Annotated in this window: 18 protein-coding genes and 1 pseudogene; 13 read left to right on the top strand and 6 right to left on the bottom strand. The window is 41.8% G+C overall.

The window, feature by feature from the left end:
* Positions 1–108 precede the first annotated feature (108 nt).
* A complete protein-coding gene (locus AB4493_RS18250) occupies positions 109–852 on the bottom strand; it encodes a 5-oxoprolinase subunit PxpA (RefSeq protein ID WP_017060084.1) in 744 nt (247 codons plus the stop codon).
* Between the two features lie 170 nt (positions 853–1,022).
* On the opposite strand from AB4493_RS18250, the gene AB4493_RS18245 reads away from it, so the two are divergent.
* The 4 genes from AB4493_RS18245 to galE all read left to right on the top strand — a co-directional run bounded on the left by AB4493_RS18245 (position 1,023) and on the right by galE (position 4,836).
* Positions 1,023–1,238: a hypothetical protein gene (locus AB4493_RS18245; RefSeq protein ID WP_017064590.1), complete on the top strand. Its 216-nt coding sequence runs from the start codon at positions 1,023–1,025 to the stop codon at positions 1,236–1,238.
* On the top strand, positions 1,228–1,764 hold the full coding sequence (locus AB4493_RS18240; protein ID WP_372155562.1) for a YfiR family protein: 537 nt from the start codon (positions 1,228–1,230) through the stop codon (positions 1,762–1,764). The genes AB4493_RS18245 and AB4493_RS18240 overlap by 11 nt, the downstream gene beginning before the upstream one ends.
* On the top strand, positions 1,764–3,740 hold the full coding sequence (locus AB4493_RS18235) for a diguanylate cyclase domain-containing protein (RefSeq protein WP_136974594.1): 1,977 nt from the start codon (positions 1,764–1,766) through the stop codon (positions 3,738–3,740). Before AB4493_RS18240 ends, AB4493_RS18235 begins: the two co-directional genes overlap by 1 nt.
* Positions 3,741–3,822: 82 nt before the next feature.
* On the top strand, positions 3,823–4,836 hold the full coding sequence (galE, locus tag AB4493_RS18230; protein WP_017069914.1) for a UDP-glucose 4-epimerase GalE: 1,014 nt from the start codon (positions 3,823–3,825) through the stop codon (positions 4,834–4,836).
* A 338-nt stretch (positions 4,837–5,174) separates the two neighbouring features.
* On the opposite strand, the gene AB4493_RS18225 is transcribed toward galE, so the two are convergent.
* Complete coding sequence (locus AB4493_RS18225; RefSeq protein WP_372155561.1) at positions 5,175–7,307, bottom strand: TonB-dependent hemoglobin/transferrin/lactoferrin family receptor; 2,133 nt, start codon at positions 7,305–7,307, stop codon at positions 5,175–5,177.
* A 224-nt stretch (positions 7,308–7,531) separates the two neighbouring features.
* Here AB4493_RS18225 and AB4493_RS18220 point away from each other — a divergent pair, with 224 nt between their 5' ends.
* A complete protein-coding gene (locus tag AB4493_RS18220; RefSeq protein WP_136974592.1) occupies positions 7,532–8,419 on the top strand; it encodes a LysR family transcriptional regulator in 888 nt (295 codons plus the stop codon).
* Here the strand turns inward: AB4493_RS18220 and AB4493_RS18215 are convergent.
* On the bottom strand, positions 8,411–11,092 hold the full coding sequence (locus tag AB4493_RS18215) for a bifunctional acetate--CoA ligase family protein/GNAT family N-acetyltransferase (RefSeq protein ID WP_017069918.1): 2,682 nt from the start codon (positions 11,090–11,092) through the stop codon (positions 8,411–8,413). The genes AB4493_RS18220 and AB4493_RS18215 overlap by 9 nt on opposite strands.
* Positions 11,093–11,308: 216 nt before the next feature.
* Here AB4493_RS18215 and AB4493_RS18210 point away from each other — a divergent pair, with 216 nt between their 5' ends.
* A complete protein-coding gene (locus tag AB4493_RS18210) occupies positions 11,309–11,872 on the top strand; it encodes an SPOR domain-containing protein (RefSeq protein ID WP_017069919.1) in 564 nt (187 codons plus the stop codon).
* A gap of 179 nt (positions 11,873–12,051) precedes the next feature.
* Positions 12,052–13,047, top strand: coding sequence for a D-alanine--D-alanine ligase (locus AB4493_RS18205; protein WP_017064584.1), 996 nt, complete (start codon positions 12,052–12,054; stop codon positions 13,045–13,047).
* Between the two features lie 155 nt (positions 13,048–13,202).
* On the opposite strand, the gene AB4493_RS18200 is transcribed toward AB4493_RS18205, so the two are convergent.
* On the bottom strand, positions 13,203–14,171 hold the full coding sequence (locus AB4493_RS18200; RefSeq protein WP_017060094.1) for a tyrosine-type recombinase/integrase: 969 nt from the start codon (positions 14,169–14,171) through the stop codon (positions 13,203–13,205).
* 100 nt (positions 14,172–14,271) lie between these two features.
* Here AB4493_RS18200 and AB4493_RS18195 point away from each other — a divergent pair, with 100 nt between their 5' ends.
* The 5 genes from AB4493_RS18195 to AB4493_RS18175 all read left to right on the top strand — a co-directional run bounded on the left by AB4493_RS18195 (position 14,272) and on the right by AB4493_RS18175 (position 18,059).
* Positions 14,272–14,640 (top strand): DUF3319 domain-containing protein, encoded by a 369-nt coding sequence (locus AB4493_RS18195; RefSeq protein ID WP_017060095.1) that lies wholly within the window; start codon positions 14,272–14,274, stop codon positions 14,638–14,640.
* A 3-nt stretch (positions 14,641–14,643) separates the two neighbouring features.
* Positions 14,644–14,955 (top strand): stress response translation initiation inhibitor YciH, encoded by a 312-nt coding sequence (gene yciH, locus AB4493_RS18190; RefSeq protein WP_008221404.1) that lies wholly within the window; start codon positions 14,644–14,646, stop codon positions 14,953–14,955.
* 695 nt (positions 14,956–15,650) lie between these two features.
* On the top strand, positions 15,651–15,905 hold the full coding sequence (locus AB4493_RS18185) for a DUF3653 domain-containing protein (RefSeq protein ID WP_372134235.1): 255 nt from the start codon (positions 15,651–15,653) through the stop codon (positions 15,903–15,905).
* 62 nt (positions 15,906–15,967) lie between these two features.
* Entirely contained in the window at positions 15,968–17,431 is a 1,464-nt protein-coding gene (locus AB4493_RS18180; RefSeq protein ID WP_372099376.1) for an AAA family ATPase, read from the top strand.
* Entirely contained in the window at positions 17,421–18,059 is a 639-nt protein-coding gene (locus AB4493_RS18175; RefSeq protein WP_372099377.1) for an HNH endonuclease, read from the top strand. Before AB4493_RS18180 ends, AB4493_RS18175 begins: the two co-directional genes overlap by 11 nt.
* Before the next feature lie 253 nt (positions 18,060–18,312).
* Here AB4493_RS18175 and AB4493_RS18170 read toward each other — a convergent pair whose 3' ends face one another.
* Both AB4493_RS18170 and AB4493_RS18165 read right to left on the bottom strand, forming a co-directional pair.
* Positions 18,313–18,471, bottom strand: coding sequence for a hypothetical protein (locus tag AB4493_RS18170; RefSeq protein ID WP_175400131.1), 159 nt, complete (start codon positions 18,469–18,471; stop codon positions 18,313–18,315).
* Positions 18,468–18,662: pseudogene (locus AB4493_RS18165) on the bottom strand (hypothetical protein); the annotation flags it as partial. The pseudogene AB4493_RS18165 and the gene AB4493_RS18170, both read right to left, overlap by 4 nt.
* Before the next feature lie 353 nt (positions 18,663–19,015).
* On the opposite strand from AB4493_RS18165, the gene AB4493_RS18160 reads away from it, so the two are divergent.
* Positions 19,016–20,323, top strand: a complete 1,308-nt coding sequence (locus tag AB4493_RS18160; RefSeq protein WP_372155560.1) for a GGDEF domain-containing protein — start codon at positions 19,016–19,018, stop codon at positions 20,321–20,323.
* Positions 20,324–20,444: the final 121 nt, after the last annotated feature.

Here is a 20,444-nt window from a genome sequence, read left to right as displayed (position 1 = left end):
CCTTTTTTAGCTTACTTGGCGTGTCTCACTTCCGTGTCCAAGCCAATACAAATCAATTAGATCTCACGAGCGATTAGACCATGCGTCATACCAATCACACGCTTCATACTAATTAAAAGCGTTGAGGTCTTGTCTGATTTTTCTAATTAATGCGATGGATTGAGGGTTATCACCATGAACACAGATAGTATCAGCTTCAATAGGCAGTCTTTCGCCCTCTAAAGTCGTAACCGAGCCATAGTTAATGATTTGCATAACTTGGTTATAGATATCGTCTTGATTGACGTAAACCGAGCCTTTTTGAGTACGTGGCGCTAATTGTCCGTTATTTAAATAAGCACGGTCGGCAAACGCTTCAAACAAGAGAGGCAAGTCATGGTCGTCAGCAATATCCAAATACTGTTGATTGTCTGATGAAGAGAGAATCATCAACGGGATGTTAAACTCAGCGACGGCTTGGGCTACCGCATTGAACACATCAATGTTTGCCATCATATCGTTATAAAGAGCGCCATGAGGTTTCACATAGCCAACAGTGGTATGGTGATAGCGGCAAAGGGCTTGTAATGCACCGACTTGATAACAAACCAGCTCACTGATTTCGTCCATGGTGTGTGGAATAGAACGGCGACCAAAACCAACGAGATCTTGATAACCGGGATGAGCACCAATTTGGGTGTGATAGTGCTGCGCCAGTTTTATCGTCTTGGACATAACGTGCGGATCAGACGCGTGGAAGCCACAAGCGATGTTTGCCATATCGACCCATTCCATGACCGACTCGTCATCGCCCATCTTCCAATTGCCGAAACTTTCTCCCATGTCGCAATTAAGCAAAATCTTCGTTGTCACGTGGTGCTAATCCTTTACGTTGAGGTAAGTAATGACGGTCTTATAAATACCATAAATAAACAGTGACCTAACTCAAACTTTCGACACCGTAGATTTACCAGTATGGCATTTCATATATAGTTGAACTATTGATTAAAGGATTAATATCTATCTGTATATTAGGTGAGCACATGATATCCCGCCAGGTTTGCTTAGGACTAGCATTAACGATACCTGTTTTTGTCTCTGCTCAAGAAAACTCTCTAGACCAGCTCATGTCGATGAGCCTTGAAGAGTTGTCTATGTTAGATGTCGAAATGGAAACGGCTTCGAAAGTGACACAAAAACTTACCGAGATTTGTGTCAACCAAGAGTCTGTATATGTGAGGGTCTCTCATGAATTCTAAATGGCTTAAGCACCGCATTAAGCTCGGCTTATCTAAACTAGGCTTAGCGGCTTTAACGATGCTTATTGTGCCGTTGAACACCTCAGCTGCTAGCTTCAAACCTTATGAAGTGAAAGCGGTGTACCTTTTTAGAATTGCGAATTTTATACGTTGGAATGATGAAAGCTCAATGAACGCTGTGAACTTTTGTGTGATTGGCGATGAAAAGGTAAGCCAAGTGCTAACGTCAATTACCGAGGGGAAATCTATTCGTTCGCTCGCTATCCGAGTTCAACAGTCGATTACTTCTAAGTGTGATATTACGTATTTGTCTGACCGTAAAAATGACCAATTTCTTAGTCAAGAGCACTCGCCACATACTGTGACAATCAGTGATATGCCTAACTTTACGGACTTAGGTGGAATCATTGAACTCACGCACATCGATAATAAGCTCAAACCTAAGATCAATCTAGAGAACGCAAGGCGCGGTGACTACGTCATTGGCTCGAACCTGTTACGAATCGCTATAGTGGAGGGCCAATAATGTTGTCTTTCATTAATAACATATCGATTAAAAACAAGCTGATATTACCCATTATCATCTTCATCGCAGTCACTTTTGTAACGATCCAATCGGTAAATTACACTGTCACGTTTGAGAGAGAGAAAGAGAGTCTTATTCAGCGTGTTAAAGTGCTAGCACAAGGTGTTGCTTATAACTTGCAAGCCGCGATTTTATTTGAAGACAAGTCATCGGCTCAGGAAATATTGTCAGCTTTCGTCGCAGATAAAGATATTGTTAGAGTGAAGCTCTATGACATCAACGAACAGCTTTTTGCCAGCTATCAGGTGAGCAACACTCTGGTTCCAAGGCCAAACGCAGAAGAATTAGACGATATCGCCGATCATCAATTTGCCATCTCTGAGCATTTCATCTTCTTGCTCGTTCCAGTGACACTGGATGGCGCAGTGATCGCGAACTTGAGAGTAACAATATCGAAAGAGACGTTTAATTCGATCTTAACGAATATTTTCAAGGTTGCGGTCGTCTACCTGTTGTTTCTGGTGATGTTAGGCGGAGTAGTGGTCAAATTGGTGCAACGCTTGATTATCGAACCGATGTTTGACCTCAATGAGGCGATGCAAGCCTTTGTTGAGCGTCGTTCGAAGCAGCCTAAATTAGTCGTAACGAACCGCGATGAAATCGGCGATCTGGTTCGAGCTTTCAATACCATGTTAGAAAGGCTTCAACATCGCGATAACCAAATCAATTTTACGTTAGACAAGTTACAAGAAGAAAAATCATTCGCAAATGAGGTCATTGAAACCGTTCAGCACTCTTTGTTGGTGGTGGATGAAAAAGGGCTCATTCTTCATGCGAACGCAGCTACTCGGGATATTTTTAAATGCTCGGAAGCCTTTCTTGAGAATTTGTTGATCCAAGAGTTGATCGCGACCAAGCAAACGGGTTACTTACAAGATGTTATTGATGCCAATATTGAACTTAATGACGAATTGCTGGAAACCACCGATCTCTTTCAATCAAAACGCTGGCTTCGTGTGAGCAGTCGTTCTTTGACAAAACATGGTCGTATTCTTTATGCAATCCAAGATGTCACCGACATAGAAACGGCCATGAGTCGCCAACGTATTGCTGCGGGTGTTTTCGAAAACAGTAAAGACGGCTTGATCGTGCTCAACTCATCCAATGTGATAACCATGGTTAACCCGGCGATCACACAACTTCTCGGTTATCACTCTGATCTGCTGGTGGGCAAAACACCATTTGAAGTATTTTCGTGGCAGCAATTTTCATCATTGATGCCGACAATTCGCAGTTCGTTAGACAACTATGGTCAATGGCAAGGCGAAGTGTGGGAGAAGAGTGCGTCTGGTACGTTAGTTCCAATGTTTGTCAAAGTGAATCGAGTTGCCTCAGACAACGAGAAAGACGAGTTTGATATGGTATTAACGCTGTCTGATTTATCCAACGTTAAAGAGATGGAAAGACTCGAACACTTGGCTCATCACGATGCATTAACCGGGTTAGCGAATAGAGCGCAGCTGTATAAGGTTATGGATGATGTTGTCACGTCGAGCCACTATTCAAATCAGCATTTTGCGGTTATCTACTTGGATTTGGATGGCTTCAAAGAAGTGAATGACAATTATGGACACGATGCGGGTGACGAAATCCTTAAAGAAGTGTCAAACCGGTTGTTATCTCAGGTAAGAGCGGGGGATTTGGTTGCACGTTTGTCGGGTGATGAATTTGTTCTTATTATTAAACAGACAAACAAAGTCTTATTAGCGAAGTTAGCCGAGCGATTGTTGGATCTGATCGGGCAAGAAGTGAATTATAAACAGCGTTCACTTCATGTTGGGGCGAGCTTAGGTATCAATTTAGTTGATGGCTCAGAGCGTGATATTGACGTGATTCTAAAGGTTGCTGATGAGGCTATGTACCAAGCGAAACGCAAAGGAAAAGGTCAGTTTGTGTTCGCTCGTGAGGGTAAATAGGCACCGGTGTTTGTGAGCTCACCCTAAGTTGTTGTATCATAAGTGATAGGTTGAATATTTTTAATTAAAAGGTCTGCTAAGCATGAATGTTTTAGTTACAGGTGGCATGGGTTACATTGGTAGCCATACAAGTATCCAGATGATCAACGCAGGTATGACACCTGTACTTTTTGATAGCTTGTACAACAGCAAACCAAGCGTTCTAGAGCGCATCGAAAAAGTCTCGGGCGTTCGTCCCAACTTCATTGAAGGTGACGTTCGTGATAAAGCGCTTTTGACTGAAACTATGAAGCAACACAACATCGAAGCGGTTATCCATTTTGCTGGTCTGAAAGCCGTCGGAGAGTCTGTGGAAAAGCCTCTTGAATACTACGACAACAACGTAAACGGCACTTTAGTTCTTGTTGATGCAATGCGTGATGCGGGTGTAAAAACCTTGGTATTTAGCTCTTCAGCAACGGTATACGGTGATCCTGCAAGTGTGCCAATTACTGAAGACTTCCCAACAAGCGCTACCAACCCATATGGTCGTAGTAAACTAATGGTTGAAGAGTGTTTAACCGATTTCCAAAAAGCCAATCCTGATTGGAGCATTACACTGCTGCGTTACTTTAACCCTGTAGGTTCACATCCAAGTGGTGAGCTAGGTGAAGACCCGCAAGGTATCCCAAATAACCTAATGCCATTTGTCTCTCAAGTAGCAGTGGGCCGCCGTGAATTCCTATCTGTATTTGGTAGCGATTATCCAACAAAAGACGGGACTGGCGTTCGCGATTACATCCACGTAATGGATCTGTCTGATGGCCACATCGCAGCGCTTGAGAAAGTAGGGTGCAAAGACGGTCTTCATATCTACAACCTTGGTACGGGTAACGGTTCAAGTGTATTAGACATGGTTAAAGCGTTTGAGAAAGCGAGCGGTAAAGATATCCCTTATAAGCTTGTCGAGCGTCGCCCGGGTGACATCGCAGAATGTTGGGCAGACCCAGCCAAAGCTCAGAAAGAACTTGGTTGGAATGCAACACGTACACTGACTGAAATGACTGAAGATACATGGCGCTGGCAGTCAACCAATCCTGATGGTTTCCCTGGTTGATCTAGTTGTTTCATGAATAGTTAACTTACAAAAAGATGCTTTAGGGCATCTTTTTTGATCTAAATCGAATAAAAAGTAAATTAGTGGTTAAAAAGTATCATTCTGTATCTGTTGTGTTATTATCCACGCGAATTATATGTTTAATGTTAATTTTCTTTGGAGTTAATCATGGAACTAGGCCTAATCATCACTTTCATCATTGCTGCAGCAGTAATGGTTAAGAAAGAAATGGCAGAGAAGTAATTTCACTTTATCCTTTTTGATACAATTTTTAGTGAAATAATAAAAGCCAGCATTTAGCTGGCTTTTTAGTATCTGCAATTCAGTTTTTTAACGAATTAGAATTCGTATTTAGCTGTAATTGACCAGTTACGACCTGCTTGCGTGTAATCTTTATCTTCTTGTGAGAATCCACGAACGTCATTCCACGAGTAGTACTCTTCATCCGTAACGTTGAAGAGACCTGCTCTAAGCGTAAGATCCTTCATCGGCAAGTAGTATGCTGTTAGGTCAACTACAGTTGCTGAATCAATTGGTAGAATTTCATCATTCAAACCATCGCTGTTGATATCACTAGACTTCTTACCTGCTGTGTAGCTTATGTTAAGTGATGTACCCCATAGTGCTGAAGGAGCATCATAGTTAAAACCAACGACAGCGTTCCAAGGGTTTACACTGTTAAGAGGATTACCTTCGCCATCTTCACCTTCAGTATACGTTGCAGAAACACGAGTACTAACACCTTTCACTGGCATGAAGCTATTCCAAGACTGTGTATTTGACGCTTCGATACCTTTAATTACGGCTTCATCAATGTTTACATTCTGATATATTGTTGGATCGGCCGGAGTGGCTGAGCCACTAACTGCTACGTTATCAATAAAGTTATCATAATCGCTGTAGAAGATAGCGATTTCGCTTGATGAATAATTTGTGTTATGACGCCAACCTAACTCGTATGAAATACTTTCTTCAGCTTCTAAGTCAGGGTTAGGGGCATTCAAATAACCGTGAGCAGGATTACCAAATGAGTAGTAAAGCTCTTGGAAATCAGGAGCTCTAAAGCCTTGGCTGATTTGACCGAAGATCTTATTTTCATCATTAAGCGTGTAAGTTGTACCCAAACGTCCGGTAACAGCTGAGTCTGAATATTTTGCATAAGACTCTTCTGGGTTACCACTTGGGTTTTGACTTGTATCACCTGGATCAGTTTCAAAACCATCAAAACGAACACCCGGAGTAATCATCCAATTTCCGATCGTCATTTCATTTTGAGCAAAGAATCCATATTTTCTTTCAGATGCGGCAGGGATGTAGAAAATAACTTGGTCTGCGCTGATGGAGTTATATTCGTTATTAACGTTTTTAATGTCTTTGTCCGAATATGAAGCGCCATAGATAAAGTAGTTTTCTACATTACCCGTCATGAAGAACTTATCGAATTGCACATCAAATTGATAACCTTCATCCTCGTAGATATAGTCCTTTTTCTGAACATTACCTGCCGGAGGTAGGAACATACCGCCATTAGAAGTACGATTAGTTACGCCATTCTCTTCTTTGCTCAGCCAGTCAGCTTGCCAAGTAATAGTATCTGCAAACGCTAGGTCAGCATCCCAAATATGTTTGATACCGATTTGCTGTTGGCTAGTTGTGTCTTCGCCATTGTAGTCGGTGTAACTTGCACTATTTAAATCGGTATCACCAGAATTCTCAATGAAGTTACCAGAAAACTCTAAACGGTGTTGTTCGTTTAATTGGTACTGAAGCTTAACCAACAAGTTGTTGTTCTGAGTATCTTGCTCATCAGGTGTACCAAAGTTATCAGTTTGCTCACCGTCTCTGCGAGTATAAGCAACTAACGTTTCTAGGTCGCCAATACGATTTGCTAAAGCAACCGATTCGCTAAAGGTATTATCAGATGAAGAGTAGTTGAACTTCGCGTGGCCACCGAAGTCTTTGTCTTTTAAAAAGTCACTCGGGTCTTTTGTTTCGAACGCAGCAATACCACCAATCGCGTCAGAACCATACAGAGAAGAAGCCGCACCTTTAACAATCTCGACAGACTTCAACATATCCGTATCGACATCAATGCGTGAAGAGTTAATGAAGTTATATGACTGAGTACCACTTGGAGTAAATTGGCTAGTTTGTGATACTCCATCAACGATAACCTTTACTCGGTTACCTTCCATACCACGAATGTTAATACCTTGAATCCCTTGGCGAGAATTCGTCGTCACCGTGACACCTGGTGTGTACTTAAATAAGTCTTCTACATCCGTAACCATGTTTTTTTCGATATCTTTATCGTTAATCACAGTTACCGACGCAGCAACATCTTCAAGTTGTTGATTAGTACGAGTCGAAGATACAACAACCTCGTCAAATAGGGCATAATCTTCAGCAAAGGCTGATGTTGATGAAAGCGCTAAAACGATTGAAGCAGAGAGCAGGGATTGCTTATACATCTGATAGTTACCTTAGTTCCATAGTATTATCTTGATTTGCGAAATATAATATTAGATCTAAATGATAATTACTATTATTTGCATTTAAATAATTTTCAATTTTATCAACTAACTCATAATTAATACTCTTAAATATCTGTATTAAAAAGACTTTTACAGTTCCATTCACAGCCTGAATGCTTCTGTTTTTGTGATTCAAGTCTCATTTATAAAGTAGGAAAGCTATGCATAGTCCAATAACACTTGAAGCGTTACACATCCTAGACGCCATCGACCGACGTGGAAGTTTCGCCGCCGCGGCCAATGAAATGGACAGAGCGCCTTCATCACTCAGCTATCAAATACAGAAGCTTGAACAAGATCTAGACATCATGATTTTTGACCGCTCAGGCCACCGTGCAAATTTCACGGAAGCGGGTCAGTTGATACTTGAGCAAGGTAGAATCATTCTTGGAGCTACAGAACGTCTTGTTAACGAGGCAAGCATTCTAGCCAATGGTTGGGAGCTCGATTTGACCATCGCCTTTGATGGCATTATCCCGATTGCTAACTTTTTCCCACTGGTAGATGAACTAGGAAAAATCAGTAAAACACGCGTTCGTTTGCAAGAGGAAATCTTAGCGGGTTGTTGGGAATCTCTCACAGATGGTCGTGCTGACTTATTGATATGCCCTAAGCTCGATACAATTCCAAACGATATGAAAAGTGACGTAATTGGTAAAATGGAGATGGTGTGGGTCGCGGCATCAAGCCACTATGTTCACAAGCGTTCTGGTGAATTCGATCAGAAGGCGAGAGAAAGTTACAGGGTTATTGCCATTGCAGACACCGCACGCGATCAGCCAGCACTAAGCATCAATATTCTAGAGAAACAGCCACGTTTAACCGTGACAAGCTTTCCTGCGAAAGTAGAGGCTTTGACATCAGGACTAGGGATTGGCACCTTACCGAATAGTGTCGCTAAACCTTTGATTGAATCTGGCGTACTACAGCAGATCTCCGGTACAGAACCACAACCGATCGATATTGTTATGGCTTGGCGACGCAACAAAATGGGCGACGCCAAGTCTTGGTGTATCCAACATCTTAAAAAGACATGGGCGTTAAAGTAACGGTAACACCATATCTGCAGTACCATCTTCAAAACTGATATCTAGCTTAAAACCGAGCTTTTGAGCTAGTGTCAGCATCCCTCTATTGGTTGGCATCGTCATACCCGACATCTGCTTGGTCTGCTTCGCACGGCAGTAATCGATAACCTTGGTCATAAGAATGCGACCTAGACCAACACCTTTAAGGTCAGAACGAATCAATATTGCGAATTCGGCGTCTGTGTTCTCAGGGTTAATCAGTGCACGGGACACGCCGATGATCGCTGGAACGCCTTGTTCCTCGCGAACGACCACAAAGGCGATTTCTCTATCGAAATCAATCTGAGTGAAATTCGCCAACGCCTCATGATTGAATTCACCGACATCACTAAAGAAACGCTTATAGAGATCTTCCTTAGACACACGGTTAATGAAGTCAGCATGAAGCGGTTCATCTTCGGGAAGAATAGGGCGTAACAACACTTCGGTTCCATCTTTTAGCTGGATACGTTCTTCAAGCTCGACCGGATAAGGGCGAATCGCAAGACGTTCCTGTGGATCGCCTTCGTACGCTTTCAAGATGATATCGGCATCTAATATCGTGAACTTGTCACCATTGGCCAGTACTGGATGGATATCCAAATCATGTATTTCAGGGCAATCCACTACCATTTGCGATATACGTACCAATAACTCAGACAAACCTTCTATATCGATGGGGTTAGGGAGTTTTTGTAGACGAATCTTGCCGCTTTTTATCGCTCGAATAATCAAGTAACGCGCCAGTGTCATGTTGAGCGGTGGAAAAGCAGCTGCGGCATCAATCGACTCATCCCACTCCGAACCACCTTGTCCAAGTAATATGATTGGGCCGAAGGTTTCGTCTGTTGTAACCTTAATACGCAACTCTTGGCCGCCCGCGAGCTTAGCCATACCTTGAATTAACAAGCCGTGGATGTTTGCTGTAGGGAAGGATAATTGAGAACGATCGAGAATTGCCTGAGCCGCATTGGCAACTTCACTGCTGTTTCGCAAATTGAGCATCACGCCTTGTACGTCTGACTTATGTGCAATATCCGGCGAACGTAATTTTACTGCGACGGGATAACCGATCGTTTCAGCGATGTGTACCGCTTCACTTGGGTCAGAAGCGATCCAAGTTGGTAACACATCGAGGTTGAAGCTCTTGAAAAACTGACTGTTTTGGTGAGTATCAAGGCTAACTGTATCTTTATCCAGTAGTTTTCTTTCTATCCAACCTTTCGCATCTGCTAGATCTTCAATGTGTACTTTTTCTGCAGTGGTCGGCGTTTCCATTAACTGACGTTGGTTACGTCTGTACTCGACTAAGTGCATGAATGCGACCACAGAGCTTTCAGGGGTCCGATAAGTTGGGAAACCCGCTTCGGTAAACAGCTTTCGTGCGGGCCTTGCTGTTAGCTCACCAGACCAATTCGTCAGGATGTTAAAGCGCTTGTGGCGAGGGTGCTTCTTAATCGCTTCAATAATTCGTTCTGCCGTTTTAGCGGAATGTGCGACCGCTGAAGGGCTGTGCATGATAAGAATCGCGTCTGCTTCATCGCCATCGAGTAAGATGTTTATAGTGTCGATATAACGTTGATCACCAGCGTCGCCGACAATATCGATAGGATTGCTATGAGACCAACTCGATGGCAAAACCTTGTTCAACTTATCAAGTGTCTCTTCTGAAAACTCTGCGAGCTTACCACCGCGGTCAAATAGGGTGTCCACAGCCATAATCGCAGGGCCGCCACCATTAGTAACAATAGCCAAGCGCTCGCCTCGCAATGGTACTGAATGAGTCAGTGTTTCTACCGCAGCAAACAGTTCATGTAAGTTCTTAACTCGTAGCATGCCGCTGCGTCGGATTGCGGAATCATAAATAATATCTAATGTGTCGGCACCGCCAGTGTGAGCCATTGCTGCGGCTCTGCCTTTCGCCGTTCGACCGCCTTTCAACACCAAAATTCGTCGGTTACGCGAAGCCGCACGCGCTGCAGAAATAAAGCGCCTCGCATCAGTAATGCTGTCTACATAAAGCAATATCGCTTCGGTGTGAGAGTCGGTACTGAGATAATCCAATAACTCCGAGAATTCGATATCGCTACCATTGCCTATAGAGATAAACGCCGAAAAACCGATCTCTTTGTCATTAGCCCAATCGAGAATAGTGGTACACACAGCTGCCGACTGAGAAACAAAGGCGATCTTACCGGGTAATGCTGTCACTGGAGAGAATGAGGCGTTCAAATTTAACCAAGGAACAATCACCCCCAAACTATTGGAACCCAACACTCGAATGTTGTGCTTTTTGGCAATCGCTAGGCATCGTTCATCATACGTCTCACCATTATCGCTTTCTTGCTGCATGTCTGAAGAAAGCACAATGACAGAGGCTATACCTTTCTCAGCCAGTTCTTCAAAAATAGCGACATTACGGGTCGCATTGGTACACAAGATTGCGAGGTCAGGAACAATCGGTAACGACAAAATGTTCTTGTAAGAAAGCACACCGGCCACTGAATCATATTTCGGCGTAACCGGCATCACCGCACCTTTAAAATCCCCATGCAACAAATTGTTCATAACAATATATCCTGCGCGTGTTTCTCGTTGAGAAGCACCAACAACAGCGATTGAACGGGGTTTAAGTAGGGGATCAAGATGATTCATAGACATATCCTAGCAATGCACGTAAGTTCATCGTAACTTACTTTGCACTCACAGGTTGAAGGCAAATTCACCGAATTCAGATGAATAAGCAAACACTGCATAAAGTTTGTGAAATAGGTCACCCACTAATGGTGTATAATCCCAAAGTTAACTTGATTCTAAACCGACGTATCGGCATGATTTATAGTAATTATTATTAAGGATATAGAGCTTTCCATGAAAAAATTTGCAATTGTGACTTTGCCACTGCTCTTGGCTGCGTGTGTATCTGACGACTACGTTACCAATGTCACTTCAGATAGTTATCAAGAAGAGTACAAAACGGCAAAAGTTGAAGCTCCAGTTGTATCTCAATCTGAGCAAACAAGCGTTGTTGAAGAAAATGTTGTCAACGTTATCAGAACCGAACCTGTTGAACAGAAAGTCGCTCAAACGACTCAAGCTAAGCCAGTTGCAGTAGTGACAGGCCCAACCAAGAAACAACAAGACATGAACCAACGTTTTGGTTACACAGTTCAAGTTGTTGCTGTTGGCAGCCAAAGTAAAGTCGATTCTTTCGTGAAAATGCTACCTACGACTTCTCAACCAGTTTGGGAAAACTACAAAATGGTTAACGGCACTAAGTGGTTCACGGTACTTTATGGTGACTACGCAACACGCTTAGAAGCTAAAAAGGCAATCTCAACACTGCCGAACACTTTCCAAAACTTGAAGCCGTTCGTTAAGAGCATTGATGACATCAAGAACTCTGAATACCCAACGCTTAACAAGTTGAACTAAGTTTTGATTCATAAAGAAGGGGCAAATGCTCCTTCTTTTGTTTTAAGACTCGCTGTTTTGTTTAATAGTTAATCGCTCGATCTTTCGAACGCAATTTTAACAATCAAAACACTGTACCTATCTCGACTTTTGTTTATCATTGAAGTCAGTACTCCTAGTTTCAAGGACCGAATTTACCCATGAACACCACAAACATCCTTCTACTTTGCGGCGGTGGATCTTCAGAGCATGAAGTATCTTTAGTTTCAGCCAATTACCTTTTTGAACAACTTAATAGCGTTGCAGATTTTAACGTTGTAAGAGTTGAAATTAAGAACGAAGGCTGGTGTCTTGATTCAGGTGAATTGGTTTATCTTGATATTAACGACCAAACCTTACGCGGTGACAATTTAGCATCTAAAGTCGATTTCATTGTGCCTTGCATACACGGTTTCCCAGGTGAAACAGGTGACATTCAATCACTGTTTGAAATGGCTAAAATTCCATACCTAGGTTGTGGTCCAGAAGCAAGCAACAACAGCTTTAACAAAATCACGTCAAAGCTTTGGTACGACGCACTTGGTATTCCAAACACGCCGTACCTGTTCTTATCAGACAACAATGATCAAGCTCACTCACAAGCAACTCAAGCATTTGAAAAGTGGGGTAAAGTGTTTGTGAAAGCGGCTCGTCAAGGTTCTTCTGTAGGTTGTTACCAAGTTAACCAAGTAGAAGATTTAAGCGAGGCTATCAACAAGGCGTTCACTTTCTCGGACCAAGTATTGGTTGAGAAATCAGTGGTGCCTAGAGAGCTAGAAATTGCTGCTTATGAAATCGATGGCGAGCTACACATCAGCAAGCCGGGTGAGGTGATTGCACCGAATGGCGCATTTTACTCTTACGAAGAGAAGTACAGTGCAGACAGCCACTCGATCACTGAAGTTGAAGCAAGTAATTTAACTGACGAACAGCGTGAATTGATTGCAGACAGCGCACGAAAAGTCTTCACCCAGATGAAGCTTCGTCACTTGTCTCGTATCGACTTCTTTTTAACGCAAGACAACGAAATCTACCTGAACGAAGTCAACACCTTCCCAGGTATGACGCCAATCTCCATGTTCCCTAAAATGGTTGAACATGACGGCCACAAATTCAGCCAGTTCTTAGAAAACTGCGTGAGAACAAGCCTTTCTTAGGTTTCTAACTCGTTTTCGTTCACTTAGAGCTGAACCAACAAGTGCCTTGAGCTTTCGCCAAGGCGCTTTTTGTTTTTAACGCTAACCGTTTTTACAAATATCGTTTTAACCATAACTTATATCAAAATAGTAATATCCAAGTAATCTGCGACCCGTCATTGCCAAGGTATTAACGCCTTAAACTTCATCTTCTCACTATCAGCCGTTCCCGTGAAACCGACATATTGAGCTGGCATTGCCGGGCTAAGCCAACGACCAAAGTCCTGAATCTCTCTCACCTTAAGACCTTGTTTCGACAACTCTTGTGCAGCACCAACACGAATCGAATTTCCAGAGAAATGGTGATTTTCTGGCAGTTGAAGTAAGTCGCTAGCTCTTCTCAATATCCTATAGATGGACGAATCATCTAAAGGCTGCAAACCAATATTCTCATGCTTGTCTATCGCACGAAATACTGGCAAGTCATCTTGTATACCAGTAAACGAAAGCCAACGTTGAAGTGCAACACTGGCTATTTGTGACAACTGATAAGCCGAATCTTTGACTGTTACTTGGTAATGATCTTCAACGTACTCAACATCACTCATCGATAACAACTTAAGCTCTGAGCGCTTTAAAGCACACTCGAACATCACGTTATAAATAGCAATGTCTCTGATCTCTTTCAGGTTTGCTTTCTCATGGGAGAGTAACGTATTCAAATCAGTGAGATGCACAGATGTCATAGCATTGGTTTGTTTAGCGTCACCGGCCATTTGAGATTGTAAGTGGAGTAGGGTAAAGCGAACTTGCCTGTGCTTGATGGGGTTAGCAAAGCTCAACACAGTATGTAACATGCTAAGCGTTGCAGTGTAACGTTTTAGCGATGCGTATTTTCTATCGTTAGACTCCGTTTCAAGAAAACGACGAACAGCAGTTATAGATGCGGGAAGTGTGTTAATACGATGTTTGGTACAGAACGCATGATAGCGATTCCAATCACTGTAAATGCCCAACAGTGAATTGCGAGAGTATTGAAATCCGGTCAACTCATCTATAATTTCTATTGTCGCGTTGCTGTTTAATTTTTCAACAAATGAATTAATTATCACAGAGTCAGTTAAAATAGGGACTTTTTTTCTCAAATTACCATACCTCGACAGGTGTTTTTACCATATTATGCTTGATATCATTATTAGTATACTTATGATTAATGCAGTGAAAACAGAAAGATGATTAATAGATATGGCTAATTCAATTTACCGAAGCGTCCATCTTCAATCGATAGATGCTAACAACACAGTTTGGCGTGCTAAGTTAAAAAACAACGTTATTCAGGGCAACCTAGCTGCCGTGAAAAAGAGTATTGATTGGTGGATTGATACCGCATCTATTATTGATCCAAAAGAATTCATGTCATTAAATAAGTCGAGAGGAACTGGTGGCTCGACTGAAAACTTCAACGGCTACCAAATCAAGAATGACACCGGTGAGCCTAATGCGTGGTATTGCATGTTTAACGGTCGCTTAATCAAAGGCGGCAAGGTTGCAATCCAACGCCATATAGAAGCTTACTTACTCGCAAAACAAAAAGCAGAGCAACAAAAGAAGTAAATTATGAGCCTAGTATATTCAACAGAAACAGGTCGCATTAAGCCTGAAGAAGAGAAAGTCCAACGTCCTAAAGGCGATGGTATCGTTCGAATCCAAAAAGAAACCAAAGGCCGTAAAGGCAAAGGCGTTTCTGTCGTAACTGGCTTAGACCTAGATGACGCACCATTAAAACTAATGGCAGCAGAACTCAAGAAAGTTTGCGGCTGCGGTGGCTCAGTAAAAGATGGCAACATCGAAATTCAAGGTGACGCGCGCGACAAGATCAAAGCGCACCTTGAAAAGAAAGGCTACAAAGTTAAATTTGCTGGCGGTTAATCTCTAACTAATACCAGGGTTAAAATCGAAGATTATTATCACTGGTTATTAGGTATTTTATGGTAAATAGCCAGTATGGTTAAATACACAGTATAAATTAGAGAATATCGGCACAATACAAAGGCAGGGCATCACACAAAGATACCTGCCTTATAAACATCAAAATCCATTTAACATAACGCACATAATACGCACTGAGACTGTAAGACCCAGATAGTAATGTCACTATTTTCCAAAGCTATCCTTATCATCGTTTCCTCTTAAACCCTTAATACAACTGGTGCCTCAAGCATATTGAGTTCACCAGCATTCTTTAAACGCTCTTTTAACTCAATCATTATACGTGTGGCCGCCATCTACATAATTCACCGCGCTGTGTGTAAACCTTGTGGGCATTGCTGTCGTTTCTTTTTCAGATTTTACGCACGCCACCGTGTTTCTTGTTGGCTGCACACGTTGAATTCTGTTTTGGGTTATCCACTAAGCCAGTTAAGTTTTCTCACACGAGCTCGTCTGTAAGTTTTCATGCTGAGTTTTTTAAACCCAACTTACAGCTCGCTCTAAGTTTGTGTTTGTTGGTTAGATTATTGGATTACTCTGTGTGTTCTTCCGATCTACGTAATGTCATGAACAGACTTGCTCGCATGGGCTAAATTACTTTACCGAAACTCACAAACTTTCCCGCTCGCGGTTATTTGCCCTTAGATCATCGTTGGAATGGATTTAGGGTTCACTTTGACCGTGCCACCTTGATCACGTCTGAACGACGCGAGTTTAATCCGAAAGAATTGCTCAGTTTTGCCTATTGGCGCAACGAATACCGACAGCTTGTTGAACTGCATGGCCGCATTGACAATCTAATCAAGCAAGCCGCGAAAGATAACCTAATGCCATTTCGTGGTAGACGTAGGATGCAAACTGCACCGTGGGCTCCTAGCAAATATAAGTAGACCTAGTACTCAATAGGCATTTTTAATACAATGTAACTAATTGAATAATAAGACTTGAAATCATGAAAATCACAAAAGCGTACTTAGATGGTGCAGAATATTCTTTAGTTGACTCTTCAGTTGTTAATCACTCAAACATAGTTACAGTCCTGATAGGTAAGAATGGGACAGGTAAAAGCCGGATGTTGGCGAATATCGTAGAACTATTCAAAATTTCGCAAGAGTACAATCAAAATCATCCCAAGTTAAAGTCTAACCGAGTTTCTCGTCTGGAGTTTGAAAATGATGGTGAGGTAATTAATGTATTCACTGGAAGAGGACGAAACAGTAGGCTTTTAATCGAAAATAATAAACGAGTTAAATTAGCATCACCAAAAAAAATAATTGCCGCTTCAACTAGCCCATTTGATAAGTTCCCTACTTTGTTTTCAAAGGCTCCTGATATTTATAGCTATATTGGATTTAAAATCCCTACAGGCGGGCTGTCTGATAAACAATTGATGAACACTTTTGTGCAGTCTTTATTAGACCACTCCCCAAAACCTGCAGTTTTAAGAACTCTAAAATTATTGGGCTATGAGCCTAAGATTAAAATAACGTTTAGCCATGAATTGAGAAACTTGTATAACAAAAATGGTAGAGAAAGATTTAATAATATATCTGAATGGTTAGCAAGAGATAATAAAGTTCATAGAATGGCTCTTCATGAGCAAGGCGGTGGCTTAAATCAAAGAATAGTAAAAGCCTTAGTTGAACAAGACGCCTATCAATCACAAGACTCTACGAAAATTTTAGGTCCAGGGCGATTGTTTCGAGCTGTAAAGTCTGAGATGAATGTGGATAACAACGTTTCCGAAGCACGCTTGCCAAAACACTTTACCTTCGGGCAGGATGTGAAGTCTTCGGTAAAATCAAATCTCAAACACTCACTCCGCCAAGGCCTTTCCCGTGTGGATACTATTATTTTGAAAAAAACATCTGGGGGAAGTTTTAATATTAATGAGTCAAGTTCAGGTGAGCGGTCATTATTGTTGCTAATTTGCTCAATCGCTAACGAAATAAAGAACAACTCTCTTATTTGTATAGATGAGCCTGAAATTAGTTTGCACCCAGAATGGCAAGAACAATTTATACAATTGATATCTGAAGTGTTCAAAACTTATCGAAACTGTCACTTTTTAATTGCTACACACTCACCTTTAATTATATCGAAATTAAAAACTAAGAGTTGTTTCGTTTTGGATTTGGATCACAATGAACTGCTGAATTCCGAAATGTTTAAAAGTAAGTCTGCTGATTACCAACTTGCTCGTTTATTCAACACTCCGGGGGAGCAAAATGAATATTTGAAGCGACTTTGCGTTAATGTTTTGGCAGCTTTGAGCAAGGGTAAGAAGTTGACTGACGATTATCGTAATGATGCGGAGTTTTTAATTACTTATCAGGAAAAACTACTACCTGAGGATACGGTGTATCAGTTAATCGAAATCATTAAGAATGCACTGGAGGTTTTAGGTGAATCTTAAGCCAATCGCCTACCCTGATGACTTGCAGGCTCTAATTAAAACTAAAATCACATCTCCGAACTTATCGAACAAAACATGGGAAGATGACGACTTAGCTGACTTAAAAAAGTACATTAAAAGCTATTATTTGAAGGCTCAGAATCACACTTGCCCGTATTGCTTGCAGCAGTTCAAGTCTAACCATGGTCGCTATTGGGATATAGAGCACATTGTCTCACGCGACCAAACGGTTGAATTCATGTTTGAACCGCTAAACTTATGCATGTCATGCATAGATTGCAATAAAGAAAAAAGTAATAGTAAAACAACTAAGAGTACCGCAAAGGTAAGGTACCCAAAGACAAGTGATATGTTCACAATTGTTCATCCTCATCTAGATGTGTATACGGATAATATAGTCCCTATAGAGATCGGTCTTTTTTATTATCCTAAAGGCTCTAAAGGCAGAAAAACTATAGATGATTGTGGGTTAAATCGTTTTTATGAATTCGCAGGTTACGTATCTCTTGATGAGACAGGGCTAAGAATTAGTAAGTTGGCTGATTTGGCCAATAAAACAGATGATGTGGAGATAAAAAAGTCAATATTTACTGAAATCACATCATTAACTCTTAGATCTTTATTATAAAAAGGCGAACTCAATCAATGAGTTCGCCTTTTAGGTTCCAGTGCAGCAAGCAAAGGGGCACTGTTTCGTTAACAAGGATGTGAATAAACACAAGTAACGTATCAATCTAATTTAATGCTGTGTAAATTGTTAATAGGTAGGACTAGTCGGTTTTACCTGCGTTTCTTATAGCGTTTTCGAGTTGTGTTTGTACTGAACCCTCGTTCTTTCATTAACTCGCTATTTTTTGCGACATTTGCACTTATAACCTTTCTTAGCCATTGGGGTCCTCCAATTTTCGTATCCGTTGCTCTTGGTCTTGCTGCAGTCGCTTTATCCAATTAATGTCCGTTTTCAAAGCCGCAATTGTGCCAAGGCTTGAGACTCCACCGGTAATCAGAGCGATGATTAACGCATCGAGGTACGCCATCACTTCGTTTTCCATCGAGATGCGTAGTATTCAAGTAGGTATCGCACCATGGCGCGCATGCCTAGCGTATCGACCACAACAGCACCCACTACAAACTAATACGGATTCGGGATAACCTGCAGCGCATTGAAGCTTTGTTCTACGTATGGTGCGTAATTGGCAATGAAAGACAAAATGAGTGGTACGAACACTCTCATAGACAACAAAGTGTTTCGATAAAACGAGCTCAAAAAAAGTGACACTGCAACATAACTGCCCTCCACTTTAATTGATGAACAGTAACAGTGGCCTCGTGACTCGTTATCACAGCAAGCCTTATAACTCGCACACACTACTCTGATTACAACAAACCTAGCCATTTTAAATTTAACTGTATAAACATACAGTTAAATAGTTACCCCCGTAAAAACTGCACTTAATGAGCAAATAACATTCAGAATCAAGGCTCTGCGTTCGAATTTTAAACTTCCATTTGGTTAAATGAATCTCTTTACTGTATAACCTCAGCTCTGCGTTAGTTTTAGGTATACCGATTCCACCTAAGGCATTGCGCATTACATTCGAATCACGTGTACGGGTTAGTATCATGAGCGACAAAGCATTCCGAAAACTCAACATATTCCTTTCGATTTTTTGCCTAGCAATCACGCTAGTGTCGTTGATCTCTTTTAATACGCTCATGAATAAGAGCTACGTTATTACACCCGACAAATACCCTACACGCGTTAATACAGACAGAGACCACGATGGTGGCACCGTAGGCTCATTACATAAGTCAGAAGATGGAATTGAGTTACAGTGTGACTTTGAACGGACCTATAGCTTACCCTTCTGTGAAATTGAATTCGTTATATCGACACAAGGTAATGGGCTCGATCTCTCAACGTTCGATTCGGTCACCATTAATATGGATTACCAAGGCCAAGAAGACCCAAGGTTTCGCTTCTACATTCGTAATTACGACAAGAATTACAGCGTGAAAGGCGATGCTATGTCGAACAAGTTCAATCGCTTAGACTTCTCGTTACCAGATAAAAACCACATCGACTTAAACTACTTCAACGTTCCTTTTTGGTGGATTGATCATTACAACCAACCTATTACTAGTAGCGCAGTAGACATTACAAACGCGGTGTCTGTTGAGCTCGGGCTCGGAGCCAGCACGCTTGATGGACATCATTCACTTAAGATCTCGAGCATTGTTTTCCACGGTAAAATCATCAGCAAAGCTTTGTTAGGTGAACTCTTAATTGGATTATGGGTGACCTATGCCATCTGTTATGTAGGTTGTGCGTTACACATCGCACAGCGAAGCAGAACGCGTGCAGCAGAGCAACAACGCAATTTGACCGAAGAAATTGAAGAGCTCAAGGTAAAGGCAACAACCGATCCGTTGACCGGATGTAGAAACCGAACCGAAGCGTTAGATACCTTCTATGATTTCGAATGGCTAGCGCAACAAGGAAAAACGATTCACATCGCGTTGTTTGATTTAGACCATTTTAAGCAGATCAATGATCAACATGGCCATGAAGTGGGTGACAAAGTACTTATTCAGTTTGTCGCAACGGCGAACAAGAGCCTTGGTGAGCAGTACTTGCTTTATCGCTGGGGTGGTGAGGAGTTTCTACTCGTTTGCCTGGAACAAACTGCGCTACAGTGTAACGAATCTATCGATAATTTTTACCTAGTAATGGACCAAAGCCCTTGGCCTAAAGCGCTTAAAGTAACGGCTTCGACTGGAGTAACGCAGCTTAAGGAGCATGAATCGATACGTACGGCCATCAAACGTGCAGACAAAGCGCTCTACCAAGCGAAAGACAACGGACGAAACCAAGTCGTTACGTTTTATTAAGGCTCGCTAGACTGGACTGCAGCTACATATTCAACTCTCTGCTAATACTCAATCACACGCCATTAATGCCCTGTCGATATCTACTCTCCAATTAAGCACCCGTTCATAGACAGGATCTTAA

It is taken from the genome of Vibrio sp. 10N.222.55.A1 (assembly GCF_041473835.1).
In the GTDB taxonomy this organism is placed as follows: domain Bacteria; phylum Pseudomonadota; class Gammaproteobacteria; order Enterobacterales; family Vibrionaceae; genus Vibrio; species Vibrio crassostreae_C.
This window is presented reverse-complemented; position numbering and strand designations above follow the sequence as displayed.